Genomic DNA, 25,922 nt, shown 5'->3' on the forward strand with positions numbered 1-25,922 from the left:
TGCCAGCTTGGCATGTGCGCCGCGACTTACTCGCCGGTGGCGGTGATGACGATGACGGGTGCCCCTTCGGCAAGGAATACCTGTGCGTTGATCCTCGTGGATCGGAACGCCTGGTCCAACTGGTCGCCGGCGAGGTAACCGCCCTGGGGCAGATTGCCGCGCAGGGTTTCCCAGACATCGGGCTTATTTGCGGTGGGAACGGGTCGATACGACGCTTTCAAAGAGTCCACGGTTGCCGAACTCACTTCGACGATGGCATCGATCCAATACAACGACGGTCCGGGCATGCGTGGATCGCCCCAGTCACCGCTGACCCACGATGCTGCGATGGGCGGTCCGAGAGCGGGAAACCGTTTGGTCAACGGTTCGAGTTCGTGCCGCACTGGATTGGACGTTGTCTTCGCCGCGGGAGCACTCGGCGATACTTGAGAACCCAGGTTGCACGCGGAGACGACGAGAATCAGGCACAAGAGCATCGCAGTGGCTGCGCGTTGTGGTGTCACACTGACCGCCCCCCGGCTCCGCCTCACCGGTGAAGGTTCAGCCGCCGAGTGCGGAGATCTCCTGGGGCACGTCGCCGGCGGTTTCGGGGTAGATGCTGGTCTTGGTCCATGTCCCATCTGGCTTGCGGTCCACGTGGGCTGTGCCGACATCGCTTGACAGGAGCCATAGTTGGTCATCCGTTGAGAGCCAGGTGATCCCAACGCCATGTCGGCTGCTGTAGGCGTACGAGTCACGGAAGACCTCGGTGCCCGTGGCCTTTTCGCGGATCACTGCCACCCATGTGTCCACCTCGTTCTCGTTCGGTGCCATGTCGACTGACACCGAGTATTGCCCGGAGGGAGAGTCTTTGGGGTGGTCGGGCTGCGCGAAACGATCATCGCGACGGCTCGACCCGCCGCCGAGGATCCCGCAGCTGCTGACGATTGCGGTGATCAGCAGCATGGTGGCTAGGTGTCGCATCATGGCGCTGGATACCCCTTGATCGAGATTACGTTTCCTCCGGCATCCATCTTTACAGTCGTATACGCGTGCCAAGTTATATCCCGGCGCCGACGTCATACCAGCGTCTAAAGTCAGTCCCAAATTTGACATGCCGTTTTGGAAGGCGAAGTTCTCCATAGCGGTCGAGAATTCTGAAAGGTCTCTCGAGGGCACGGCACCTGGAGATTTGAGGACGCCTTCGGGCGTAAAGAATCGGGTCGGAATACCGTTCGCTCCTGGCCGTATGCCTATAGCTTTCGCTACTTCGTAACGGGCCAAATTAAGAAAATGCTGTGCCGGAGATACTTGCAGTGCTGTGTTACCGGACTTACGCCAACCACCTTCGACAACTCCAGCTAGTCCTGCGGCGAACTGCAGCGCCACTAGATCGTCAGCGTTATGACTGGCGACGGACTCTGCATATGCCTGCAGATAGTGCTCTACCCGTTCGTATGCAGCATTGTTGAAAGCGGCGCCGGCGTTGGTGTTCGTATCGATAATGGAAAACACCTCGCGGGCCGAAGCTAGATTAAGGGGATCGCCGACAACTTCGAAGCCTGAGCTTTTCCGTAGGTCACCGACAAGTGCTCCCTGAAATGGCGTTAGGGCTTCGGCGTATGCTGCTAAAAGGTTCGGGTTCAAGTCGCCGAGTGATCGACGTTGCAAACCGAACAATCCCGTTGGAATATTTGACAATCCATAGTTGGGATCAGAAAGAAACAATGCAATCGTATGCGCCGCTTCGCCCGCATGTCGTGCTGTGGTGGGGTCAGCTGATTGAGCATCCTTGCTGATCCACGCCAATCGATCAGCGGGTAGTTGGCAGGTTGGGTGCGCTGCCACACGCCGAGACTGCCGTGGCCACAATGAATATCAGAGTGGCGCACATCGCTAGTAGTTTGCTCATATGCCGCTGCCTTCTTATGCAGTGTTCGCTAACCCCGGCCGGTGACAAGTTTGAACTGTCCAATGATGTTGTGGCGGATGAACGTCTCGACGTCGCGTTGAGATAGGAAACTGACCAGACCTGCGGAGTACTGGCCGTACGCAGAATCGCCGAGGGTGTGCTTCGCCTGTTCGGGAGTCATCAGTGCTGGCTCAGCTGGGGTAGGACCGGCTGCCGCCTTCTGTGCGGTCCATTTCACCTGCGGACGCCACAGCCCGTCGCTGCCGCCTGGAGGTTTGTCCAGCTCGCCGTCTTGCTTATGGCGAACAAACCCGGGGTGTCGTACAAGCAGATCGACAATCTCGACGGCGCCGTCAGGAAGCTCGCGAGCGGCCACCGCGCGTTGCAGTGCACCACCTGTTTGGGCCGACATAGATGTCAGGGATCCGAATCCCCGGGTTGTCGATCTCAGGCGCGATCTGGCTGCGATATCGCTGGTAGAGCTCTTCTTCGTCGGGATCGTTGCTCAGCCGACCGTCAACGGTCACCTGTAACGCGAATCTGGCAGCGTCCGCCAGTGGAGGCTGGAGCGGCACTGCAACATCGGTGTGGATCTCGAACGGCGGGTATGGGAATGCCGGAAGTGTGGACGTGGCGGGGTCGGGCGACCCGCCCTCGTTCGTCTGGCTTGCTCCTGCCAGCATTACGAACAGGCTGGCTGAAACGACAACTCCTGCCCGTTTCAAGATCGTGCGGACGGCCATGCCAGGATTCCATTCATCGTCATCAGGGTTGTCGGTATCCGATTAGTCGACAACCGGTGCAACAGCATTCGAGCAGCTCTGCCCATAATCCGTGACGTAGTGGATCGAACCGTGGTCAATCAGGTCATTCTGTAGCTTGGTCCACTCCGGCGCTGACTGCCATTCCGAAGCCTCGACTTGAGGACGAATGATTACTCATCTGTGCTCAGCCGGATTTGCCGGCCAACCTGGATGAGCGGGCTGGACAGGGAAATCAGCACGGGGATGGAACTTGCCGATGAAGAACTCCCGGCGGTCCAGCGGGTCGGGTGCCTTTGCGACGCAGGTGTCGCGGACTTGCTCGAATGGCGGCATGCTCGATGTATCACCGGCACCGGCCGAGAAGAAATTACGACTACGACCTGTTATTTGGAACCCACCGAAAACGTCGTGAGACGGGGATCGTGCAGGCCCAAGCTGGGGCGCCTCTTCGACTGGCTCCGAGGGGGCAAGCATGACTACGCCCATTGGGAATATCCCCGCATCCTTGCCACCGGACGGGTAATCCTGCGGAGAATATTCGCCACCTGCCGCCTGTGTGCCGACAGCGTAGGTGTACGTGCAGCCAACCACGGTGACGGCATGGTCCGTACGCGTGATTGACAGGATGTGGTTGCGTTGAGCGCCGACCCACGGTTTACCCGAGTCACGCGAGTTTGGTCGCAGCGGTTGCTCGACTGCCTCGGCGAAACCGGGATAAAGATACGCGTTATCCGCGGTCATGTACGCCAGCTGGTAGGACTCCAGGTACGCGCGCGCCACGACCGCGGGCCCAACCGTGAGATCGATACCTGGTTCGGAGCTCCACACAAACGCAAAATCCTCAAATCCCTTGGGCCACCTCGCAAGCAGCTGGGGTGCTGGCTCCGGCGGTGTGCATCCACTGACCGCCAGGACGGCGGCGGTCAACACTGCGCCGAGCCGGCGTGTCACCGCAATCGATGTCATGATTGCTGTGGTTTGGCGTCGGCCGCTACCTGGTCGTAGCGATCTTTGATGGCGTCATCCTGGAATTCGTAGCCGAGGGTGGCGTCGATCGCAGCGCCAACCACCTCCTGATAACGACCAGGTGTGACACCTTGCGCACGCATCTCTTCCGAGGTGAGGATTCGCCCGCTTGGATCGTTATTCTCGTGGTATTCAGTAGGTATTCCCGAGATCGGATGTCCGACTGACTGCAGAGTATTGAGCATTTCAGCTTGGGCGTACTCAGGTGCCAATCTGGGTACGGGATGACTGGTGGGCTCTGCTGGCGGCGGCCCCAGGACGTCGTACTTGACGGCTGATCCGGCTATGTCGATGAACGGCGCATTTATGGGCCCTCCAGGAGCGGTCCCGGCCAAGCCGCTGAGGGCTTTGACCCCGCAGTCGTAAGCCGTGCTTTTCCAGGTGTATTCATCGGAGTCGATATGGACCTTGTTCTCGCGGAATTGCTCGAAAGCGTTGTGGGTCCCGACATCGACAAGTGCACGCAAAGTCGCGCTGTCATAGAGCTGCGCCGGATCCGGATGTGGATTGGGATTGCGCGCATAGTCAATGTCTCGGAGCACTGCCTGACGATAGGCCTCACCGTTAATAATCTTGGCCGCCTCCGGGTCCGTGTTGAGGATCGAGAACACCCCCTTAGCTTCTGGCAACGTCCCCTTGGTGACGTCGCCTCCCTCATCGAGAGTCGTGCCCTCCGCAGGCAGCCACTCTCGCTGGAACGTGTCTAGCCCGCCCTCGGTCCCGGCGATGTTGTTGACATATGGTGCCAGACCCTCTGCCATACCCTGCACCAAATGCGGGTTCATCTCACCCAATGTGTGATGACCTGCCAAGTTCATCAACTCCGGGTGGTTGCCGATGTATTCGGCGTAGGTTCGAGCCGTCGCCCCAGCGATATCAGCCTGAGTTCCAGAAGTATCATTCGTCCAACTCAATAGGGAGCCAGCGGCTTTCCCGTCATCGGACCACTCAATTCTGGTGATGTCGTGCAAGAAATTGTCGCCGTTGTCGCCATGCGTCCCCGTCAGGTGATCGTGGACAATCTGATGGTCTCTTCCGGACGCTTCGAAGATATCCTCAGCGACGGAGGCGACAGAGAAGTTGAGATTGTTCGAGCTTCCGTCTTTATACCTGTCCATCACTTGGTCGGCTGCTCGGATCATTTCGCGGTCTAGTTCCGTGCCGGTTTGAAGCGCCGGGTCGCCGTCCTTCACGATGTGGGAGATGTTATACAGGTCATGGTCGTGTGCAAGAACTGCTTCCTCGCCACCGTCGCGGTGCGTGAGTTGGCCCGCATTTCGCAGCGAGTCTTGAACGCTTTGTGGCAGCTGATCGAATCCACCTTTGACCGAGTTGCTTGGGTCGTTCAGCGCTTCGGGGGTGGTTTCGGTTTTCGGGAAGCGAACATCGTCATTGCTCATCAGTTGCCATGAGTTAGAGATGATGTCGCCGTGCTCGCCTAGTTGGTCATGGACCTCTCTGAGGCGCTCCGTCGACATCCCGTGTTGCTGCGCTTGCATTTGGCTCAGATACGCACCTTGTTTTTCCGACAGTTGTTGGCCCGGCTTGATGTCGTGGAGCACCTCTTCGACGCGGCCGGCTGCGTCCTTGTTCCCGCTGAGCGCATCTTGGACATCTTGCTCGGCCTGTTTGCGAACATCGTCTTCGTCTGGCTTGCCGTCGCCGTCTTTGTCTGTGAGGCCTTCGGCGTCGCCCTTCTTCTCGCCCGGCGCGAACTTCTGATTCGTCAGTGCATCGAACTCGCCTTTGAGACCCGTGAAGCGCCCAGCGACTGTGTTCATGTCCTTGTTGGCATTCTGGACGGTGTTATTGACCTGAGTGATGCCTTCTTTGGCGATCGGGATGAGGCTTTTCTCACGGGCTTGGGAGCTGAGCCCACTAGGCAGTGAGTTGACAGCGCTGTCGACCCACGACTTCGTGTTGTCGAGTCGGGTGCGTCCGTTGGTGACGATGTTGGCGGCGTTGGTCACTTCAGCAGCCATCTTTTTGTCAAGGTCAGCCAGCTTTTCGTAAACACCGGCATGTTCCTTGTTGGCCGCGGCATACGCCTGCGACCCGGAGCCCTGCCAGCGGTCGTCCGGTGCAGCTGATTCAATCGTGGACTTCATCTGCATCAGCTTCGAACTGCTGCCGTCGTACTGGCTGCCATCCGTAGGCGTACCGACGCCGAAGGTTTCCCGCGCCTTGTTCCACGTTGAATAGAAGCCATCCAGCGCGCTCACAGAATGTCCCCCTCGACAGGATCCCGATGGTCAGCGTTCAGTATCTCAGCACGTGAATTACCTCGGCGCCAGGAATCCCACGGGTCCGGGAGAGATGCAGACCGACAGCGCGGCGGTATTGGCGGCCACAGAGATAGATTGCCCGGCCCCGGGTAGTCGGACGAAGACGCGGTTGAGCCCGGGCCGCACCGGCACTTTCACTTCGGGTCCCTCGGCCAGGGCCATGGTCAGGGATCCGTCGCTGTTGGCCAGGTAGTTGATCTCGGCGGTCCAGTCGGCGGGCAGCAGGGGCCCGTCGAGCGGCATGACGGCGGGTTCATCCGGTTGCACTAGGAAACCACAGCGCGGTGCCGGGCCTTGCGCGATCGTGCGCACCCAGGTCACCTTGGCGTCGACCAATTTCCCGGTTCGGTCGAACATGCGCAGATCGGTTGTCGCCGAGGCGAACTCGGGCCGTGGTGACGCGAGGGCGAACATGTGGCTGGCCAGGTTCTCGGGCGCGGCCACCCGTTGCAGGATCAGCGGATCGACCTCTTGGTCCAGCAGGGGAGCGGCCGCTGAGGTGGACGCCAGCGACGCGCGGGCGTTGTTCAGATAGGCGGGCACCGGATTGTCCTGCCACACCTTGAGAAAAGTGAATATCGAGTACAGGCTGCTCGCCACGAATAGCGCTGCGACACCGACGCACGCCAGAGTCCGAGCGCGCGAAGCGGAAAGCAAAGAACTCCGGTTCGGCGCACAGAAGCCGACAGCGGCCAACAGGGCCAGCACCACCACGAGGTCGGGCAGATAGCGCAGGGTCTGGGCCAGCTCCAGGGCGGTGAACCGCGACGAGCGCATCAGATAAATCGGGATCTGACAGGCCACGGCGTAACCGAGCGCCACCACCAATACCGGCCAGATGCGGGTTTTGCGCACGAGCACCACCGCGACGGCCGCGATCAAAACCACCCAACCCAAGACCATCACCGAGACGGGCGGGGTGGCCCACGGGGAGGCCGGTGCCCACCGCTGCCAGGACCAGGGCCCGCCCACGATTCCGGGGACGATGCCGTGGGTGAAGGACCTACTGAGTAGGTCCCAGGTCATCGCGACGTCGAAGCTCCACCGCTTCTGGTCGACGACGAGTAGGTACACCCCGATCCAGGCCACCAAGAGCGCCAGCGACCCGACCCACAGCCGAAGACCGCGCCGCCAGACCTCGCGCAAGCCATAAGTCCCTTTCACGTACCCCAACAGCGCCACCACCGCGAACGCCACGAACGGGATCACGGCCGCCTTCTCGAAGAACAGCAGTCCGCCGAGAAAGACGAGCACACCGACAACCGCATGCCGCATCGACCCGGTGCGCACGAGCAGCACCGCCTCACCGACCACCCATGCCAGCGCGGCCTGCATCGGCAGTGTGTTCAGCCCCGCCGCCCACCAGGCGAACCCGGGCACGGCCAGCGGGGTGAACAACGCGAAGGTCAGCGGGATCAGCAGGACTGGTCGCCAGCCGAGGATCACCCACAGCGCCCGCAGCAGCGCCAGTGAGGCCAGAAGCTGCATCACCACCAGGCTTACCGCGGCCAATACCCAGGAGAACGGGGCTAAGCGGGTGATCGCGCCGGACACCAGGAAGGCCGCGGGCATGACGTGACCGTCATGATCGTCGAAGAGGAACGACGGCGACAGCAGATCCTGGGTGCCGGCCCGGCCGATGAGGATCAGATCGTCCCAGTAGAAGTAGCCGCCGAACGCGAGGATCGCCCTGACCACCAGGTGCAGCGCGATCAGCGCGGCGGCGATGCGGGCGATCTTGTTCACTCTTGCCGACTGTACGGACCCAGCGGGGGCACATCTGCCGTCGGTATGGTGAGCCCGTGCGAACACTGGTGACAGGAGCGGCAGGTTTCATCGGATCGACCCTGGTTGACCGCCTGCTGGCGGACGGGCACAGCGTCGTCGGGCTCGATGACCTGAGCTCGGGCCGGGCGGAGAACCTGAGCAGCGCCGACAACAACGCCAACTTCGAGTTCGTCAAGGCCGACATCGTCGACGCGGATCTGTTGGGCCTGCTCAAGGACACCCAGCCCGAGGTGATCTTCCACCTGGCCGCCCAGATCTCGGTGAAGCGTTCGGTGGACGACCCGCAATTGGACTCCACGGTGAACGTGGTGGGCGTGGTCAGGCTGGCCGAGGCGGCCCGTCAGGCCGGTGTGCGCAAGGTGGTGCACACGTCCTCCGGCGGTTCGGTGTACGGCACCCCACCGTCCTATCCGACCAGTGAGGACACCCCGACCAATCCGGCCTCGCCCTATGCGGCGAGCAAGGTGGCCGGCGAGGTCTACTTCAACATGTTCCGCAACCTGTACAACCTGGATTGCTCGCACATCGCGCCCGCGAACGTCTACGGTCCGCGTCAGGACCCGCACGGTGAGGCCGGCGTGGTTGCGATCTTCGCCAAGGCTCTGCTGGCGGGGCGCCCCACCAAGATCTTCGGCGACGGCTCGGACACCCGTGACTACGTCTACGTCGACGACGTGGTCGACGCCTTCGTGAAGGCGTCCGGGACGGCCGGCGGCGGTCAACGGTTCAACGTCGGCACCGGGGTGGACACCTCGACCCGGGAGATGCACACCGCGATCGCGTTGGCCGTCGGCGCCGCCGACGAGCCGGAGATGCACCCGCCGCGGCTCGGTGACCTGCGCCGTTCCCAGCTCGACGTCAGCCGGGCCCGGGACGTGCTGGGCTGGCGGCCGCAGGTGGACCTGGCCGAGGGCATTCCGAAGACGGTCGAATTCTTCCGAGGCAATTCTCAGTAAAAGATTGTGAGTACTCACTTTCTGGTCTAGCGTTGGGGCATGCCCTATGACGTCATCGTTCGCAACGGCTTGTGGTTCGACGGCACCGGCGCTCCGCCGCAGGTCCGGTCACTGGGGATTCGCGACGGGGTAGTGGTCGCGGTCTCTGCCACCCCGCTGGATGAGACCGATTGCCCGGATGTGATCAATGCCGGTGGCAAGTGGGTGTTGCCGGGCTTCATCGACGTGCACACGCACTACGACGCCGAGGTCCTGCTAGATCCGGGTCTGAGGGAATCGGTGCGACACGGCGTGACCACCGTGCTACTCGGGATGTGCTCGCTCTCGACGGTGTACTCCGACACCGAGGATGCGGCCGACTTGTTCAGCCGCGTCGAAGCCGTCCCGCGGCAGTACGTGGTGGGCGCCCTGGAGCAGCACCGGACCTGGTCGGGGCCGGCCGAGTACGTGAAGGCCATCGACGAGTTGCCGCTGGGCCCGAATATCGCATCGCTGCTGGGGCATTCGGACCTGCGGGCTTCGGTGCTGGGCCTGGACCGGGCCACCACCCGCGGGGTCACCCCGACCGAAGCCGAACTGGAGACCATGGCGGCCAAGCTCGATGAGGCTCTCGAGGCGGGCATGCTCGGCCTGTCCGGCATGGACGCGGCGATCGACAAGCTCGACGGTGACCGGTTCCGCTCCCGCGCCTTGCCGTCGACGTTCGCGACCTGGCGGGAACGCCGGCGTCTGATCAAGGTGCTGCGCAAGCGTGGACGGATGCTGCAGAGCGCGCCGAATGTGGCCAAAGTCCATGAGGCGCTGAACTTCTTCCTGGAGAGCAGCGGCCTCTTCGGTCGGCGCCGCGATGTGCGGATGAGCCTGCTGGTGTCCGCCGACGCCAAGTCCTCGCCCGGTGCGGTGCGGGTGCTCGGGCCGGGTGTGCGGTTGCTGAACCGGGTCCTGGGTTCCAAGGTGCGGTTCCAGCATCTGCCTGTTCCGTTCGAATTGTATTCGGACGGAATCGATCTGCCGGTGTTCGAGGAATTCGGAGCCGGAACGGCCGCCCTTCATCTCAAGGACCAGTTCGAGCGCAACAAGCTGCTCGCCGACCCGGAGTACCGCCGCCGCTTCCGCAAGTCCTTCGACCGGCGCGTGCTCGGACCGACTTTGTGGCACCGCGACTTCCACGACGCCACGATCGTCGAATGCCCGGACAAGACGCTGATCGGCAAGAGCTTCGGGCAGATCGCCGACGAGCGCGGCGTCCACCCGCTCGACGCGTTCCTCGACGTGCTCGTCGACAACGGCGAGCGCAACGTGCGCTGGACCACCATCGTGGCCAACGACCGGCCGAAGTTCCTCGACAAGCTGGCCAAGGAACCGTCGGTGCACATGGGCTTCTCTGATGCCGGTGCACACTTGCGCAACATGGCGTTCTACAACTACCCGGTGAAGCTGCTCAAGCGGGTGCGCGACGCTCAGCTGGCGGGACGGCCGTTCATGACCACCGAGCATGCCGTGCACCGGCTGACCGCCGAGGTGGCCGATTGGTTCGGGGTGTCCGCCGGCACGCTGCGGCAGGGCGACCGCGCCGACTTCGTCGTGATCGACCCGGCCGGCCTCAACGAGACGATCGAGGCGTATCACGAGGAGTCGGTCCCGTTCTACGGCGGCCTGAGCCGCATGGTCAACCGCAGCGACGAAGCCGTCGTCGCGACCGCGGTCAACGGCGCGGTGGTGTTCCGCGACGGTCAGTTCCGGGACGGCTACGGTGAGTCGGTGAAATCAGGACGCTATCTGCGGGCCGGCGCCGAGAAGCCGGTCCACACACCGGTCTGAGATGGCCAGGACACAACAGCAGCGCCGCGAGGAAACCGTCGCACGATTACTCGACGCCGCCATCGACACCATCATCGAGGTGGGCTATGCCAAGGCCTCGGCGGCGGTGATCGCCAAGCGGGCCAAGGTTTCCGACGGCGCGCTGTTCCGGCACTTCCCGACGATGAGCGATTTCATGGCGGCCACCGCGCACGAGGTGGCGCGTCGTCAGCTGGAGTTGGGCAGCAAGCTCGCCGCCGAGATCCCAGCCGACCGGCCGGCGCTACCAGCGGTGCTGACGATCCTGCGCGACATCGCGGGCAGTGAAACCAACACCGTGTGGCACGAGCTCCTGATGGCAGCCCGCACCGACGAAAAGCTGCGGGTCCCTTTGCAGACCGTGCTCGCCGAGTACATCGACAACATCTACGAGACGGCCAAGGGCGCGCCGGGTGCCGATCAGATTCCCGAGGACGTTTTCGCGGTACTGCTGTCGATCGTGATCAACACCTTCGACGGCGCCGCCATGGTGCGCCGCGTACTGCCGCTGCCGGAACTCGAAGACGCCAGGATCGACATGCTGGCCGCGTTGCTCAGCCGCTAGGTATCGGCCGGTTCGGCGGCGTCGCTGCCGTCCCAGAACGGTGAGAGGCCAGTCCAAGCCTGGACGTCGATGAAGGACAACAAGTCCCGCGCTGCGTCGGTCAACGGATGGTCTTCGCCGACCATGACGGTGCTGTCCTCGATCAGCCGTCGGGCCCGCTGACCGGCCGAGCCGAACTCGTGTCCGGCCCACAGGCACCATGCGAGGTAGTAGCGCCACAGCAACGTCTGGTAGGCATCGTTACCTGCGTCCCGGGCGCACTGCGACAGCGCTCTCTTCGCCGTCAGAACGCTTTCGAAGAAATGAGCTCGCTCGGTCTCTTCCTCGTCCGCGACGTCAGCAGCCCTGGTCTCGGCGCCGGCGCAGTCGGAGCCGCCGCTCTGCTCTTCGAGTGTCAAGCTGTAGGCGATATCACGGGTCACCTCAAGCACGCCTTGCCACTCCACGCGTGCCGCATCGCGGTTCCCCAACGCCGACAGCGTCAATGGGTCCGCATCGCCTCGCGCGCAGGCGAGATCCTCGGCGAGGATCTCCCATTCCGAAATGCGGTCCATCTGGTTGTCAGCTGATTCCGGAGTCCACAGGGCTCGGGTATACCGGGCCGCCAACGTGGTGGGATGGTCGTGCCCGAGAGCTTTCTCCAACACCGGGACCAGGGCGTCGAGGTCGTCGAGGGTGTTCGCGGTGACCCCTGTCGCTTCACCGTGCCAGCTCAGTTGCGCCAGTCGCGCCGCCAGGGTATCGGGATGATGCTCACCGAGGAGGCGGAGTCGGTGGCGGTACACCACGAGCGCTTCCATGCTCGCCCCGTAAGGGTCGCCGAGATCGCGACGGGCCAACGCCGCCCCGTATGCGGCCGCCAGCGTCAGCGGATGTCGTGCGCCGAAGGCTCGAGTGTCGGCGCCGCACAGGCGAACCCATCGCAGCAGCCGATCAGCCGGATCCGTTGCGCTGTCGTCGATTGCGGCCAGGGTGTGCCGGGCCCACAACGTGTCGTGGTGCTCGGTGCCGAGAACGCGCGCCATTGTCGGCAGCAGGTCACGCAAGTCTTCGACCGCTCTGGCTTCGCCCAGAGCGTGTCGCCAACTGACCACGAGCCACGCTACGGCGAGTGTGTCCGGATGATCGTCGCCCAGGATGGTGCGTCGAGCTTCGAGAACCTCGATGGCGTTGCGCAGCGCCTCACGCAGATCGCCTGCGGTTTGGCGCGCTGCTGCCTCAGCCATCAGCGCGTTCAGCGGTGCTGCATCGTCGGATGCCTCATCACTCATCTTCTGCGCGGGCCGGCACCCGCACATTCTGCAGGGCCACCGCCCGGGCCAGCCGGGCGTAGCGCAGCTCAATGTCTTTGAGGCGCAAGTATGTTGACAGGGTCACGAAGACGAACGCGATGATCAGCACGTACTCCATCAGGTCCGTGCCACGCTTCACGCCGAGCCAATTGGCCACCACGGTGGTGTCGTCGGGTCGCAGGATCGCATAGATGCCCGCCGCCACGAACAGCACGAAGCCGACCTTCACCCAGGCCTTGGACCGTGCGCTGCGCCGCGACCCGAGCAGGTAGGCCAGCAGCACCAGCACCGCGATGATCAGCAGCGCCTGAATCCAGTTCATCGGGACAGCCTCCTGCGCAACAGCCCGTCGAAGACGATGTTCACCCCGTTGAGCAGCGGTTGCCCCTTCGACTTCGAATAGTCGGTGTAGAGAATCTCGACCGGCTCCTCGACCACGCGCCAATGGTTTTCGTACGCCAGCGAGATGAACTCACCGGCGTGGCTCATGCCGTTCATGGTGAGGTCCAGCTCGTCGGCGACTTTCTTGTTGAAGACCCGCAGGCCGTTGTGCGCATCGGTGAGTCCGAGAGCCCGGCTCTGCGGGCTCAGAAACGCTGCCGCGCGCAGGATGATCCGCTTCAGCGGTGGGGTGTGTGTCACCGCGTGCGCGTCGGGGTTGGCGAACCGGGTGCCCACCACCAGATCGGCACCGTCGGTGTCGAGGCGGTCGATCATCCGCACCACGTCCTTGACCTGGTGCTGACCGTCGGCGTCGAACGTGGCGAACACCCGCGCGCCGGGACGGCTGCGGGCGTACTCGACGCCGGTCTGGATCGCGGCTCCTTGCCCGAGGTTCACCGGGTGCGGCACGACGTATGCGCCGGCCTGCAGCGCCAACTCGGCGGTCGCGTCGTGGCTGCCGTCATCGACACAGACCACGTTAGGGAACACCGAGCGCACGTCGGAGATGACGTCGCCGATGATGCTCGCCTCGTTGAAGGCGGGGATGATGATCCAAACGTCCTGGAAGCGCATGTCGATGGGCACCAAACTACACGGTCACCGCAGGGCCAGCTTGGCCAGAGCCACCAGGTGAACAGCGATACCCACGAGTGGTCCGCACAGCAGCGCGACGATGGTGCGTTCCTCCAGTCCCAGCGGTAGCAGCAGCAGTCCCACCGCCGCGACCGTGGCGATGATCCAGCCCGCCGCATAGGCGCGGTGCAGTGCGGCGGCGACAGTCGCCGCGCCGGTCAGGGTGAGCATCGCGATGGCGACGGCAGCAGCGGTCAGCCAGGCCAGCAGGGCACCGCCGGCCCGGTACTCCTCGCCGAACGCCACCCGCAGCAGCCAGGGGCCGAGCAGGCCCGCGGCGGCCACCCCCACGGTGCCCAGCCCGGCCACTGCGGCGGCCGGGGCCAGCAGTGCCCGCAACCGTTTGTCACGCTGGTCGACGAAGTGTGCGATCAGATTGCCCTGCATCGCGGTGAGCGGAACCAGCAGCGGCGCCCGGGTCAGGGTCACCGCCAGGATCACCACGCCGCCGGCCGCGCCAAGGTCACCCGAGGTGGCCTTGAGCAGCACGGGGAAACCCATCACCAGGATGGCGCTCGCTCCGGCCGCCGCGATCGAGTGGGCTGCGCCGCGCAGAAATGTCGACGGACTGCCCGCGGTGAGCAGGCCGGCGGCCAAGCGCGCTGCCGGTGCGGCAATCAGCATGATCAGCCAGGCCACGGCGCCGGCCACGGTGGCCCACAGAAACCCGGCCAGACCCCAGCCGAGGACGAACGTCGCCGCGGCGACAGCCACCCGGATGCCGGCGTCGGTGACCATCAGGGCCCCGTACTCGGTCCACCGGTTCACCCCGGCGAGCATTCCGAGCAGCGTGGCGTGCAGACAGAATCCGGCTAGCCCGACGCTGAGCAGCACCACGCTCAACGCCTGTGACTCGGCGAACACGTGCGCGCTCCACAGCGGTGAACTGGCCGCGATCACCACGGCCGCGGCGATGCCGACGAGACCGGCGATGCGCATCGGATGAGTGGTCGGGCCCGCCGACGAGCGCTCGCGCGAGGAGCCGACCGGCACGCTCAGATCCCGGTGCCGAGACGAGCGCACCTCGCGGGTGGCCTCCTGCAGCAGACCGTTGGCGGCCCCGGTCACCAGACCGAACGCACCCCAGAACACGCTGAATACCGAGAAGCCGGCGGGCTCGAGGTCGCGGGCGGCCAGGTACAGCACGGCGTACCCGCACAGCGCGCTGACCGCGGTCGCCGCGCCGACACGGGCGACGCTGCTGCGCGTGATCGGCCCTGTTGCGGGGGCGCCGCCGCCGTCGGTCACAGGTCGGGCAACTCTTTCGAATACAGCCAGGCCTGCCACAGCGGCTGCAGTGGCTCGTCGGTGTAGCCGGCGGCCAGCCCGGTGAAATCGCCGGTGAAGGCCGTGCTGTGCCGGTAGCGAGCCGTCCAATCCCTCAGCAGGGCAAAGAAACTGTGGTCACCGATCCGGGTGCGCAGCGCATGCAGGGTCAGGGCCCCGCGCTTGTACACCCTGTCGTCGAACATGTCCTCGGGACCGGGATCGGACAGCAGAATGTCCTGGGGCTTGTCGCGCAGCCGTTCGTGGTAGTGCTCGGCCCATTCGGCGGCGGTGCGACCGCCGCTGTGCTCGGACCACAGCCATTCGGCGTAGCAGGCGAAGCCCTCGTGCAGCCAGATGTCGCGCCAGCGCCGTGCCGTGACGGAGTTACCGAACCACTGGTGGGCCAGTTCGTGAGCGATGAGCCGTTCGGCGCCGCGGTGCCCGTCGCAGTGATTGGCCCCGAAGATCGAGATGCCCTGGGCCTCCAGCGGTATCTCGAGATCGTCGTCGGTGACCACCACGGTGTAGCCGCTGGCCAGGGGATAGGGGCCGAAGAGTTTGATGAACAACTTCATCATCTGCGGCTGGCGCTCGAAGTCGTGGTCGAAATTGCGTTTCAACCGGGCAGGCAGCACCGCGTGCATCGGCACCGGTGTCTTGGCCAACCGCTGGCTCTCGTACTGGCCGATCTGCAGGGTGATCAAATAGCTCGACGTCGGCTCGGCCTGCTCGTAGGTCCACACGGTGTGTCCGGCGCGGGCTTTGCGGGAGACCAGCTCTCCGTTGGCCAGCGCGTAGTACGGGCTGTCGGCGCTGATCTGGATCCGGTAGCTGGCCTTCGAGCTGGGGTGGTCGTCGCACGGGAACCAAGACGCCGCCCCGTTGGGCTGGCCGGCCACCAGTGCCCCGTTGGTGAGTTCTTCGAAACCGACGTCACCCCAACAGGATTCGATTGGACGGGGGGTTCCGTTGTAGCGGACGACGACGGTCATCGCGGCGCCGGCCGGTAAGGCAGCGGGCAGGGTGACCGACAGCTTTCCACCCGAACATCGGTACTGGGCCGGCCGGCGGCCGTTGACCGAAACCCGTGACACCGCCAGGGCGTCGGACAAATCGAGGGTGAAGGTGCGCAGCGCCGCCAAGGTCACCGCGGTGATCGTGGCTGTTCCGGCCAGCCGGTTGATCGCCACCTTGTACTCGAGGTCGAGTTCGTAGCGCGACACCCGGTACCCGAAATTGCCGTTGCGTGGCAGGTACGGGTCGATGGCGGGCGGGGGGACCAACTTCTTCGCGGCTTTCTTCGATCGGGTCACGCGGCAGGGTCTTCTGTCTTCTTCGTAGTCTTGTCCGCGGGCTTTTCGGAGGCCTTCTCGGCCGCCCGTTTCTTACCGAACATGTTCCACGGCGCGATCGGGTTGCCCTGCCAGCGCGTCGACGGCGGTACTTCGTCGCCGCGCATCACCAGTGAGCCGGGGCCGACGGTGGCGCCGGCGCCCAACCGCGCGGCGGGCAACGCGACGCAGTGCGGGCCCAGCGTCGAACCTTCTTCGAGCACAACGCTGTCCAACCGCATGATGCGATCGTGGAAGAGGTGCGTCTGCACGACGCAGCCGCGGTTCACGGTGGCGGCCGTGCCCAGTTTCACCAGGTCGGCTTCGGGCAGCCAGTAGGTTTCGCACCAGACACCGCGGCCGATCGAAGCGCCCAGACCGCGCAGCCACAGGTTCATCACCGGGGTGCCGCTGGCGGCCCGGGCGAACCAGGGGGCGGCGACCGTTTCGACGAACGTGTCCGACACCTCGTTGCGCCAGACGAACGACGACCACAGCGGGTGTTCGACGGCGTGAATCCGGCCGACCACCAACCACTTCGCGATCACCGCGATGGTGCCGGCCACCAGGCCGGCGATCAGCAGGACCACGCCTGCGGTCAGTGCGGCCCACAGGAAGCCGAACCGGATCGTCACGGCCTGCATGGCGCCCAGCACCGCGACGCCGATCGCGAACGTCACGATCACCGGGATCAACCGGCAGGTCTCGACCGCTGAACGCATGATCTTGAGCCGAGGCGACGGGTGGAACGTGCGCAGCGCGTCGGCGGCGGTGGCGTTGCGGCGCAACCGAACCGGTGGGCTGCCCAGCCACGACGAACCGGCCTTGGCCTTGTGCGGCGTGGCCGAAAGCACGGCCACCAGGCCATCGTTGGGCACCTTGCGGCCGGGCTGCGTGATACCGGAGTTGCCGAGGAACGCGCGCTTGCCGATGGTGGCCTTGGCGACGTGGATCCAGCCGCCGCCCAGTTCGTAGGACGCGACCATGGTGTCGTCGGCCAGGAACGCGCCGTCCTGCACCTCGGTGAACTTCGGAGTGAACAGCGCAGTCGAGATCTCGGTGTCCTTACCGACTTTCGCGCCGAGCAACCGTAGCCACCATGGGGTGAGCAGGCTGGCGTAGATCGGGAACAGATAGTTGCGGGCGGCGTCCATCAGGCGTTCGGTGGTCCACAGCTGCCAGCCCACCCGGCTGCGAACGGGGTGGTACCCCTCCGAGAGCCGGACCGACAGGATGCGCACCCCGATGACCGTCAGCGCGGCGTAGGTCAGCAGCGACACCACGGCGGCGAGCGGAGTCCATGCCAGGGCCGGCAGCAGCGCCTCGGCGGGCGTGGCGGTGCCGTGCACACCCCAGACGATCACGGCGAGCCCGGCGGCCAGGGCCAGCAGCGGCAGGCCGGCGAGCAGGAGTGAGGACACGCCGTATACCGCGACCCACAGCGGGGCGCGGCCCGGCCGGTGATCGGGCCACGGGTGGCGGGCCTTGCCGGATTTCACGGCGGGCGAGCCCTTCCAGAACTGGCCGTTCTTGACCTTGCCGGTCACGGCCGATCCGGGTGCGACGTCGGCGTTCTTGCCCACACTCGCCCCGGGCAGCAAGGTGGTGCGGGCGCCGATCGTGGCGTCGTTGCCGATCGTCACCGGCCCGACATGGAACAGGTCACCGTCGATCCAGTGGCCGGTCAGGTCCACCTCGGGCTCGACGGAGGCCCGGTGACCGATCTTGAGCATGCCCGTGACCGGCGGAGCCGAGTGCATGTCGACGCCCTTGCCGACGGTGTTGCCCAGGGCGCGGGCGTAGTAGACCATCCACGGCGCGCCGGCGAGGTTCTCCGCACCGCTGGCGTCGGCCAGCCGCTCGGCGATCCAAACGCGAAGGTGCACCGGGCCGCCGCGACGGTAGGTGCCGGGTTCGAGCCCGGTCAGCAGCATCCGGGCGAACAGCACCGCGATACCCATGCGGCCCAGGGGGGTGACGAACAGCAGGAACCCGGCCAGCACCCACCACCAGCTGAGGGGGTGGGCCCACGACACGACCCCCGTCAGCGCGGCCACATTGTTCAGCAGGGCCAGCCACACCACCCATTGCATGCCGGTGAGGGTGGCCAGCGGCAGCGACAGCGCGACCTGAGCGGCCTGGGTGAGCAGCGGTGTCGGTTTGACCTCGCGGGACTGGATCTGCGGTGGCGGCTTGAGTTCGTCGAGATAGCCGGCCAGCGAGCCCAGCCGGGGGTGGTCGTAGAGGTCGGCGACGGTGACCAGCGGATAGCGCTGGCGCAGTGCGGCCACCAATTGCGCGGCGGACAGCGAACCACCGCCGAGCGCGATGAAGTCGGCTTCGGGGCCGTCGACGGGCGTTCCGAGCACGTCGCGCCACAGCCCGGCGAGCCAGCCCATGGTGCCTTCGAGCTGCGGTGCGTCCTGATCGGCGTCTCCCGGCGGCGGCCACGGCAGGGCGTTGCGGTCCACCTTCCCCGAGGTTCGGGTGGGCAGCTCGTCGAGCAGCACCAGCCGGGGCACCAGGGCGGCCGGCAGGGACTCCGACAGGGCGGTCCGGGCAGCAGCCAGATCGAAGTCGGGGTCCGTGCTGGCGATATAGCCGACCAGCAGCGGGGTGCCGCTGGCGGTCTTGCGTACCGCGGCGGCACCGCCACTGACGCCGGGCAGATGCACGAGCGCGTTGTCGACCTCGCCCAGTTCGATGCGGCGCCCGCCGACCTTGACCTGATCGTCGGCGCGGCCCTGGAAGTACAGGCCGTCGGCCTCCAAACGCACCAGGTCGCCGCTGCGGTAGGCGCGGTTCCAGCCGAGCGTCGGCATGGGCGCGTACTTCTCGGCGTCCTTCTCGGGGTCGAGATAGCGGGCCAGGCCCACTCCGCCGATCACGAGCTCGCCGACCTCGCCGATGGCCACCGGTTGGCTGTCCTTGTCGACCACCGCCAGGTCCCAGCCGGCCAGTGGCAGGCCGATGCTGACCGGCCCCTGACCGTCCAACTGGGCGGCGCAGGCCACCACTGTCGCCTCGGTCGGGCCGTAGGTGTTCCACACCTCGCGGCCGTCGACGGCGAGACGGGCCGCCAGCTCGGGCGGGCAAGCCTCGCCCCCGAAGATCAACAGCCGCACCGCTTCCAGTGCCTCGGCCGGCCACAGTGCGGCCAGGGTCGGAACTGTGGACACCACGGTGATGTCGCGGCTCACCAGCCACGGGCCGAGGTCCATGCCGCTGCGCACCAGTGACCGTGGGGCAGGCACCAGGCAGGCGCCGTGCCGCCAGGCCAGCCACATTTCCTCGCACGACGCGTCGAACGCCACCGACAGCCCGGCCAGCACCCGGTCGCCTGGTCCGATGGGATTGTCCTGCAAGAACATTCGAGCTTCGGCGTCGACGAATGCCGCGGCGCTGCGATGGGTGACGGCCACGCCTTTCGGGGTGCCGGTCGAGCCCGAGGTGAAGATGATCCAGGCGTCATCGCGCCCGAGTGGGGCGGCCGCGCGCCAGCCGCGCGACGAGCCCGGCCCACGGACCAAACCGGCCTCGGTGATCACGCCGACCACGTTGGCCTCGCCGAACACCAACTCGGCTCGCTCGTCGGGGTCGTCGGCGTCCACCGGGACATAGGCCGCACCACAGGCCAGCACCGACAGGATCGCCACGTACAGCGCATAACTGCCCGAGGGCATCCGGATTCCGAGCTTGTCGCCGCGTCCGATGCCCCGCGCCGCCAGCCACGCCACGCTGTCGGCGACGTCGGCGAGCAGTTCGGAGTAGGTGAGCTGGACAGTGCCGTCGTCGAGGGCCGGCGCGTCGGGAAAACGCCTGGCGGTGTCGTTCAGGATGTCGACGAGGGTGCGCGGCTGGGGTGCCAGTGGGGATAACACGTACTGCGGGGGAATCTCGTGCGGACTGGCGGGAGCTGTCACGAGTACAAACTACTAAGCCCCTGCCGGGACGGCTCGGTGGTCCGAGCGGCGTGCCGGTTCGATTTCGATTCGCGCGGTCCGTCAGGCAGACTGGTCGGCGGAGGGGAGTATTCCTTCGCTGCGATGTCGTCATCACGTCGGTCGTCAAGGGATCGATCGGTGTCGCGGGCCGGTGCGTGTAACCGGTGGAAGAGACCTCCGGCGCTTTGACGACCGGAGGATTCTCGATGCAGGTAAGCCAGCTGGAATGGATCATCACCCTGGCGGTGACGATTGCCGTTCTGCTGTTCGACGTCGTCGTGATCGGGCGACGCCCCCACGAACCCAGCACCCGCGAGACCGCGACCGCGCTGTCGGTCTATATCGGGCTGGCCGTGGCGTTCGGCGTGTTCGTCTGGCTGTTCCACGGCAGCCAGTTCGGGCTGGAGTTCTTCGCCGGCTGGCTCACCGAATATTCACTGTCGGTGGACAACCTGTTCATCTTCTTGATCATCATGGCCAGCTTCAAGGTGCCTCGGGTCTACCAGCAGCAGGCCCTGCTGGTCGGCATCATCCTGGCGCTGATCTTCCGCGGCATCTTCATCGCGCTCGGCGCGGTGGCCATCAACCAGTTCTCCTGGGTGTTCTACATCTTCGGCGCGTTCCTGGTGTACACCGCGATCAACCTGGTCCGTGACACCGATCACGACGATGACGGCGACAACGGGGTGGTGCGCTTCGCCCGCAAGCACCTGCGGACCACGGACAAGTGGGACGGCCTGAAGCTGTGGATCAGGGAAGGCGGCGCGAATGGCACGAAATTGATGACGCCGATGTTTCTCGTCATCGTCGCGCTCGGCACCACCGACCTGCTGTTCGCGTTGGACTCGATCCCGGCGATCTACGGTCTGACCCAGGAGCCCTACCTGGTGTTCACCGCGAATGTGTTCGCCCTGATGGGTCTGCGGCAGCTGTACTTCCTGCTCGGTGACCTGCTCAAGCGGCTCGTCTACCTGTCCCAGGGGTTGGCGTTCATCCTGGCCTTCATCGGCGTGAAGCTGGTGCTGCACGCGCTGCACGAGAACGAGGTGCCGTTCATCAACGGTGGCGAGCCGGTGCACGTGCCGGAGATCCCGACGCTGGCCAGCCTGGGCGTGATCATCGTGACACTGGCCATCACGACCGTCGCCAGCCTGTACAAAACCCGGGTGCGTGACGCCCGCTGATCCCTTGGATTCGGTCTGAACGTAACTCTGGGCAGGTGCGGTATTTGCACTTAACGTGGCCGGGGTGCGGATATTCGTGGCGGATGCCGAGTCCTGGACCGAGCTGACCGAGGGTGACGAGCCGACGGCGCGAATCTCCGCGCCTGATCTGGCCCAGGCGCGCCGGATCCGATCCGGTCTCAAATCCGAGGACGACGCCCTCTCGGTGATCCTCGACGTCACCGTGGCGGTGGCCGGGGATTACCGCTCGGCCCGCGGCAGCCTGACGGTGGCCGGACCCGAGGCGCAGGTGGGTTACGTCGGGACGGTTGACGGGCTGACGGGGCTGGTGGCCGACATCGAAGCGGCCCAGGTGGCCGACGGGGTGACCCTGATCCCGGCGACGGCGGGTCAGGATCTGCGGGCGTTGGGGACCGAGGTGTTCCGTCGGCTCGAGCTGCGTTCACAGGCCCGGGCATCTTGATCGCGGGCACGTGATCGATCGGCTGCGGGGGAATTGACGCCTACGCATAGGTATTGTCGAGCACGTCGTCACTAAAGCAGAGGTCACCGCGACCGGGGTGGCCTCAGTGAGTGAAGGACGTGATCCCATGCGCGCGGAACAGCCGTATCCATCTGCCACAATCAGCGGTCCAGCCCTAGGGCGGCGGTTGTCCCTGTTGTTGGTCGAGGACGACCGTGGCGACGCGTTGCTGGTCGAAGAGCAGATCGCCGATGTCGCCGACACCGCCGATATCGACCTGGTGTGGGTGCAGTCGATGGCCGCTGCCCAGCGCGCACTGATCGGCCACCGCCCCGACTGCGTGCTGCTCGACCTGAACCTTCCCGATGCCCAAGGCATCGATGCCCTGCACCGGTTGGGCATGCTTGATCCGGCCGTCCCGATCATCGTGCTCACGGGGCTGAACGACGAGCATTTCGGAGTCTCGGCGGTCGCGTCGGGCGCGCAGGACTATCTCGTGAAGGGCCGTGTCGACCCGGAGATGCTGCGGCGGTCGGTCCTGTACTCCATCGAGCGCAAACGCGCCGAGCTGACGGCGGTGGACCTGCACGCGAGCCGGCTGCGGGAACGGGAGAACGCGCGACTCGAGCGCGGCCTGCTGCCGTCCCCGCTGCTCTTGGACGATCCGGGCGTCCAGATCGTCACCAAGTCTCTGCCCAGTCGGCGGGAAGCCCTGCTCGGCGGGGATTTCTACGACATCGTGCAGACGCCCGACCGGACCGTGCATGTGATGATGGGCGATGTGGCCGGACATGGACCGGACGAGGCAGCGCTCGGAGTGGCGTTGCGGATCGGTTGGCGGGCATTGACATTCGCAGGCTTGCGGGGAAACGAGCGGATGCGTCAACTGGACCGCATACTGACCACCGAGCGTCATGGACCGGGCATCTTCGCGACCCTGCTCAGCGTGGCGCTCGACCCCGACAGCGGGCAGTTCGACGTGGTTCGCGCCGGGCATCCGGGCCTGCTGATGCACGGTGACCATGCGGTGCGGTGGATCGAGCCCACGGCGGGTGCCGCGCTCGGCCTGGGGGCCACCGAGTGGCCCGTCAACAGTCTGGACTTGCCTGAAGGGCACGGGCTGCTGCTGATCACCGATGGCTTGTTCGAGGGGCACGCGGGACACGGTGGCGAACGTCTCGGCGAAGAGGGCCTGCTCGATATCGCCAATACCCTTGCGGCCCTTCCCGGTCGAGACTTCGTGACCGCACTGATCGACGAGGTGGCATCCCGCGCGCGTCCACACGGGGGTCTCAGTGACGACATCGCGTTGATCAGAGTGGAGCGGTCTGCGGCATGAAGCTCACAGTCCAAGGCTGGCAGAACCTGCTGGTGACGGTGATGTCCGTGATCGTGCTGACGGGTGCGGCTGCCGGCATCGCGCTGGTGGCCCGCACCGACGCCGTGTCGCGAGAGTTGATCGACAACATTCAGCCCGCCCGCGTCGCGGCGTATCAGCTGCAGGCAGCGTTGCGGGATCAGGAGACGGCCGTGCGGGGATACGCCATCGCCGCGGATCCCCGGTTCCTCGAACCCTACGGCGACGGACAGGATGCCGAATCGGCTGCGGCAGAAGATATCCGTGGCTATCTGGCCGGCCACGCCGATCTTCTGGCTGACCTTGATGCGATCGAGAACGGCGCTGCGGCATGGCGGGCCACGTATGCCGAGCCGCTCATCGAGAGCGTCAAGGTGGGCCGGCCGGCGATCCTGGACACCGGGACCGCGGATCGCGGCAAAGCCGAATTCGACCGCCTGCGCGGGCTTTTCGACGCTCAGAACGAGCATCTGAGCCAGGCCAGGCAAACCAGCGTCGACGCCTTGGCCTACGTTCGGGCCTGGCGTGACGGCGTGGTGATCGCGATGATCCTGGCGTTCTTCGTCATGGCGGTGTTGATGACGGTGCTGGTGCGCAGCGCGGTCACCCGTCCGCTGGCGGCGCTGGCAGCCTCGTGTCGCAGGATCACCGAGGGCAACTTCGGTCAACGCATCGTCCCGCAGGGCCCCAAGGACATTCGGGCGATCGCCGCTGACGTAGAGGACATGCGGCAGCGGGTGGTTGACGAACTCGAAGCCTCCCGGTCAGCCGAGGAGACGCTGGACCAGCAGGCAGAGGAATTGCGCCGATCCAACGCCGAACTCGAGCAGTTCGCCTACGTCGCATCCCATGATCTTCAGGAGCCGCTGCGGAAGGTCGCCTCGTTCTGTCAGCTGCTGGAGAAACGTTACGGCGACAAACTGGATGAGCGGGGAGTCGAGTACATCGGCTTCGCCGTAGACGGAGCCAAGCGGATGCAGGTGCTGATCAACGACCTGCTGACGTTCTCTCGGGTGGGCAGACTCAACGCCACCCATACTGAGGTCAACCTCGACGACGCACTTGAGAGCGCGTTGAAGAACCTGGCCACCGCGGTCGCGGAGTCGGGAGCCGAGATCGAGCGACCGGATGAGCCGTTGCCGCAGGTAGACGGTGACCCCACGCTGATGACCATGCTGTGGCAGAACCTGATCGGCAACGCGGTGAAGTTCCACCGTGACGGGGTGGCGCCCCGGATCGTGATCGACTGCCGGCCCGGTACCGGTGAACTGGCCGAGAACTGGGTATTCAGTGTTTCGGACAACGGGATCGGCATCGGTGAGGAGTTCGTGGACAAGGTGTTCGTCATCTTTCAACGCCTGCACGGACGCGACGCCTTCAGCGGCACAGGCATCGGGCTCGCGCTGTGCAAGAAGATCGTCGAGCACCACGGCGGATCCATCTGGATCGACACCTCGTATTCGCCTGGTACCCGGTTCATGTTCACCCTGCCCGAGACGCCGACGACCGTGCCCGACGTCGTGCCGGAAGCCCAGTTGGAAGGAAGCCCCAAGTGACCTCATCGGAGAACCGAGCGATTGACATCCTGTTGGTCGAGGACGATCCCGGTGATGAGCTGATCACCCGGGAAGCGTTCGAACACAACAAGATCAAGAACAACTTGCACGTGGCCCGGGACGGTGAGGAAGGCCTGGACTTTCTGTACCGGCGCGGCGCTTTCGGAGAGGCGCCGCGACCGGACCTGATCCTGCTCGATCTGAACTTGCCGAAGTACGACGGTAGGCAGCTGCTCGAGAAGATCAAGTCCGATCCGGATCTGTGCCACATCCCGATCGTGGTGCTGACCACCTCATCGGCCGAAGAGGACATCCTGCGCAGCTACAAGCTGCACGCCAATGCCTACGTCACGAAACCCGTTGACCTGGACCAGTTCATGAGTGCGGTCCGTCAGATCGACGAGTTCTTCGTTCAGGTGGTGCGGCTCCCGCAGTTCTGATCGACGTGGTCCCACTGCAGGCGGACCTCGGTGCCTGCGTGGTTGGACTCGATGACGGCCCGATCCGTGAGCGCCCGCATCAGCGGGATACCGCGCCCGCGGGCCGGGTTCTTGTGGTCGGTCTGGTTGATCCGCCACGTGCCCTCATCGGTGACGGTGACCGTGAGAACCGCTGCATCGCTGTCGTACTCGGCGCGTAGGCCCATCACTCCCGGCGACGGGGCGTCTACGTACGCGAACTCTGCGGCATTGGCCAACGCTTCATTGACGGCCAGCACGACATCGCTGGCCTTCGTCGGGTCGAGGGTGAGATTGCTGCTCAGCCAGCTGGTGAACTCACGGCGCATCAGCGCCGCCTCTTCGGGGGCGGCAGTGACGTGTTTCGTGAAGTGAGCTGACTGGCCTGCGTTCATCATGTCGACCCGTTGGCTACCCCGTCGTCGCCGGTGTTATGTCTGTCGCCGGTGTTATGTCTTCAGTGCTGCCAATGCCTCATCGAGTGTCGCGAACAGTTCAACGACCTCGGTGATTCCGACCAGCTTCAGAGGCCGGCTGGTGGCCGGCCCGTCGGCGACCACTGCGAACCGTGCCCCGTCGCCCAGTTGCTCCCGGGCGGCCACGAGCACACCCATCCCGGCCGAGGCCAGGAACTCCACGGCGCTCATATCGACCACCACCGCCGTGGGTGAGTTCTTGACGGCGGAGTTGATCGCCTCTTCGAGTTTCGGTGCGGTGAGCATGTCGACCGTTCCGGCCACTGCCACCACACTCACGTCACCGACGCGGCTCTCTTCCACCGAGCAGCTCGCCGGGTCCGGTTGGCTAGTCATCGTCACCTCCGACGAAATTCGTGCGCCTATGGAGACGTCGACAAATGATAACGGTGTAAACCGAG

Annotated in this window: 23 protein-coding genes; 8 read left to right on the forward strand and 15 right to left on the reverse strand. The window is 65.1% G+C overall.

Annotation, left to right across the window (positions count from 1 at the left end):
* Positions 1-26 precede the first annotated feature (26 nt).
* The 7 genes from K6L26_RS04640 to K6L26_RS04670 form a co-directional block, all read right to left on the reverse strand.
* Positions 27-383 (reverse strand): hypothetical protein, encoded by a 357-nt coding sequence (locus K6L26_RS04640; protein ID WP_076213215.1) that lies wholly within the window; start codon positions 381-383, stop codon positions 27-29.
* 157 nt (positions 384-540) lie between these two features.
* A complete protein-coding gene (locus K6L26_RS31650; RefSeq protein ID WP_245008689.1) occupies positions 541-1,788 on the reverse strand; it encodes a hypothetical protein in 1,248 nt (415 codons plus the stop codon).
* Between the two features lie 131 nt (positions 1,789-1,919).
* The gene (locus tag K6L26_RS04650) at positions 1,920-2,267 is read right to left on the reverse strand and encodes a hypothetical protein (RefSeq protein WP_221852791.1); all 348 of its coding nucleotides are present in this window, start codon (positions 2,265-2,267) and stop codon (positions 1,920-1,922) included.
* Positions 2,245-2,634: a hypothetical protein gene (locus K6L26_RS04655; protein ID WP_221852792.1), complete on the reverse strand. Its 390-nt coding sequence runs from the start codon at positions 2,632-2,634 to the stop codon at positions 2,245-2,247. Before K6L26_RS04655 ends, K6L26_RS04650 begins: the two co-directional genes overlap by 23 nt.
* Before the next feature lie 195 nt (positions 2,635-2,829).
* Positions 2,830-3,621, reverse strand: a complete 792-nt coding sequence (locus K6L26_RS04660) for a hypothetical protein (protein ID WP_221852793.1) — start codon at positions 3,619-3,621, stop codon at positions 2,830-2,832.
* Entirely contained in the window at positions 3,618-5,903 is a 2,286-nt protein-coding gene (locus tag K6L26_RS04665) for a TPR repeat domain-containing protein (protein ID WP_221852794.1), read from the reverse strand. The genes K6L26_RS04660 and K6L26_RS04665 overlap by 4 nt, the downstream gene beginning before the upstream one ends.
* 57 nt (positions 5,904-5,960) lie before the next feature.
* The gene (locus tag K6L26_RS04670) at positions 5,961-7,712 is read right to left on the reverse strand and encodes a hypothetical protein (protein WP_065063616.1); all 1,752 of its coding nucleotides are present in this window, start codon (positions 7,710-7,712) and stop codon (positions 5,961-5,963) included.
* 56 nt (positions 7,713-7,768) lie between these two features.
* Here K6L26_RS04670 and K6L26_RS04675 point away from each other — a divergent pair, with 56 nt between their 5' ends.
* From K6L26_RS04675 to K6L26_RS04685, 3 genes are read left to right on the forward strand one after another with little or no spacing between them, the layout of a single operon-like run.
* Positions 7,769-8,710, forward strand: a complete 942-nt coding sequence (locus K6L26_RS04675; protein WP_065063618.1) for a GDP-mannose 4,6-dehydratase — start codon at positions 7,769-7,771, stop codon at positions 8,708-8,710.
* 39 nt (positions 8,711-8,749) lie between these two features.
* A complete protein-coding gene (locus K6L26_RS04680) occupies positions 8,750-10,531 on the forward strand; it encodes an N-acyl-D-amino-acid deacylase family protein (protein WP_065063620.1) in 1,782 nt (593 codons plus the stop codon).
* Position 10,532: 1 nt separating this feature from the next.
* A complete protein-coding gene (locus tag K6L26_RS04685; protein ID WP_019345810.1) occupies positions 10,533-11,114 on the forward strand; it encodes a TetR/AcrR family transcriptional regulator in 582 nt (193 codons plus the stop codon).
* On the opposite strand, the gene K6L26_RS04690 is transcribed toward K6L26_RS04685, so the two are convergent.
* From K6L26_RS04690 to K6L26_RS04715, 6 genes are read right to left on the reverse strand one after another with little or no spacing between them, the layout of a single operon-like run.
* Positions 11,111-12,385 carry a tetratricopeptide repeat protein gene (locus tag K6L26_RS04690; RefSeq protein WP_245008690.1) on the reverse strand — a complete coding sequence of 425 codons (1,275 nt, stop codon included), beginning with the start codon at positions 12,383-12,385 and terminating at the stop codon, positions 11,111-11,113. The genes K6L26_RS04685 and K6L26_RS04690 overlap by 4 nt on opposite strands.
* The gene (locus tag K6L26_RS04695) at positions 12,378-12,728 is read right to left on the reverse strand and encodes a DUF2304 domain-containing protein (protein ID WP_019345808.1); all 351 of its coding nucleotides are present in this window, start codon (positions 12,726-12,728) and stop codon (positions 12,378-12,380) included. The genes K6L26_RS04690 and K6L26_RS04695 overlap by 8 nt, the downstream gene beginning before the upstream one ends.
* The gene (locus tag K6L26_RS04700; protein WP_019345807.1) at positions 12,725-13,423 is read right to left on the reverse strand and encodes a polyprenyl-phospho-N-acetylgalactosaminyl synthase PpgS; all 699 of its coding nucleotides are present in this window, start codon (positions 13,421-13,423) and stop codon (positions 12,725-12,727) included. Before K6L26_RS04700 ends, K6L26_RS04695 begins: the two co-directional genes overlap by 4 nt.
* A 24-nt stretch (positions 13,424-13,447) precedes the next feature.
* Complete coding sequence (locus K6L26_RS04705; protein WP_076213210.1) at positions 13,448-14,731, reverse strand: hypothetical protein; 1,284 nt, start codon at positions 14,729-14,731, stop codon at positions 13,448-13,450.
* A complete protein-coding gene (locus K6L26_RS04710; RefSeq protein WP_221852795.1) occupies positions 14,728-16,065 on the reverse strand; it encodes a M1 family metallopeptidase in 1,338 nt (445 codons plus the stop codon). The genes K6L26_RS04705 and K6L26_RS04710 overlap by 4 nt, the downstream gene beginning before the upstream one ends.
* Positions 16,062-20,006: a Pls/PosA family non-ribosomal peptide synthetase gene (locus K6L26_RS04715; protein WP_076213207.1), complete on the reverse strand. Its 3,945-nt coding sequence runs from the start codon at positions 20,004-20,006 to the stop codon at positions 16,062-16,064. The genes K6L26_RS04710 and K6L26_RS04715 overlap by 4 nt, the downstream gene beginning before the upstream one ends.
* 227 nt (positions 20,007-20,233) lie before the next feature.
* On the opposite strand from K6L26_RS04715, the gene K6L26_RS04720 reads away from it, so the two are divergent.
* The 5 genes from K6L26_RS04720 (at position 20,234) to K6L26_RS04740 (ending at position 25,027) form a co-directional block, all read left to right on the forward strand.
* The gene (locus K6L26_RS04720; protein WP_036392743.1) at positions 20,234-21,211 is read left to right on the forward strand and encodes a TerC family protein; all 978 of its coding nucleotides are present in this window, start codon (positions 20,234-20,236) and stop codon (positions 21,209-21,211) included.
* Between the two features lie 55 nt (positions 21,212-21,266).
* Positions 21,267-21,674, forward strand: a complete 408-nt coding sequence (locus tag K6L26_RS04725; RefSeq protein ID WP_019346995.1) for a hypothetical protein — start codon at positions 21,267-21,269, stop codon at positions 21,672-21,674.
* A 127-nt stretch (positions 21,675-21,801) separates the two neighbouring features.
* Positions 21,802-23,013, forward strand: a complete 1,212-nt coding sequence (locus K6L26_RS04730; RefSeq protein WP_221853335.1) for a PP2C family protein-serine/threonine phosphatase — start codon at positions 21,802-21,804, stop codon at positions 23,011-23,013.
* On the forward strand, positions 23,010-24,587 hold the full coding sequence (locus K6L26_RS04735; protein WP_076213202.1) for a sensor histidine kinase: 1,578 nt from the start codon (positions 23,010-23,012) through the stop codon (positions 24,585-24,587). Before K6L26_RS04730 ends, K6L26_RS04735 begins: the two co-directional genes overlap by 4 nt.
* Positions 24,584-25,027 carry a response regulator gene (locus K6L26_RS04740; protein WP_019343646.1) on the forward strand — a complete coding sequence of 148 codons (444 nt, stop codon included), beginning with the start codon at positions 24,584-24,586 and terminating at the stop codon, positions 25,025-25,027. Before K6L26_RS04735 ends, K6L26_RS04740 begins: the two co-directional genes overlap by 4 nt.
* Here K6L26_RS04740 and K6L26_RS04745 read toward each other — a convergent pair.
* The gene (locus K6L26_RS04745; protein WP_019343647.1) at positions 25,000-25,443 is read right to left on the reverse strand and encodes an ATP-binding protein; all 444 of its coding nucleotides are present in this window, start codon (positions 25,441-25,443) and stop codon (positions 25,000-25,002) included. The genes K6L26_RS04740 and K6L26_RS04745 overlap by 28 nt on opposite strands.
* A 51-nt stretch (positions 25,444-25,494) precedes the next feature.
* On the reverse strand, positions 25,495-25,857 hold the full coding sequence (locus tag K6L26_RS04750; protein WP_043367822.1) for an STAS domain-containing protein: 363 nt from the start codon (positions 25,855-25,857) through the stop codon (positions 25,495-25,497).
* Positions 25,858-25,922: the final 65 nt, after the last annotated feature.

It is taken from the genome of Mycobacterium farcinogenes (assembly GCF_019739075.1).
GTDB classification, from domain to species: Bacteria; Actinomycetota; Actinomycetes; order Mycobacteriales; family Mycobacteriaceae; genus Mycobacterium; species Mycobacterium senegalense.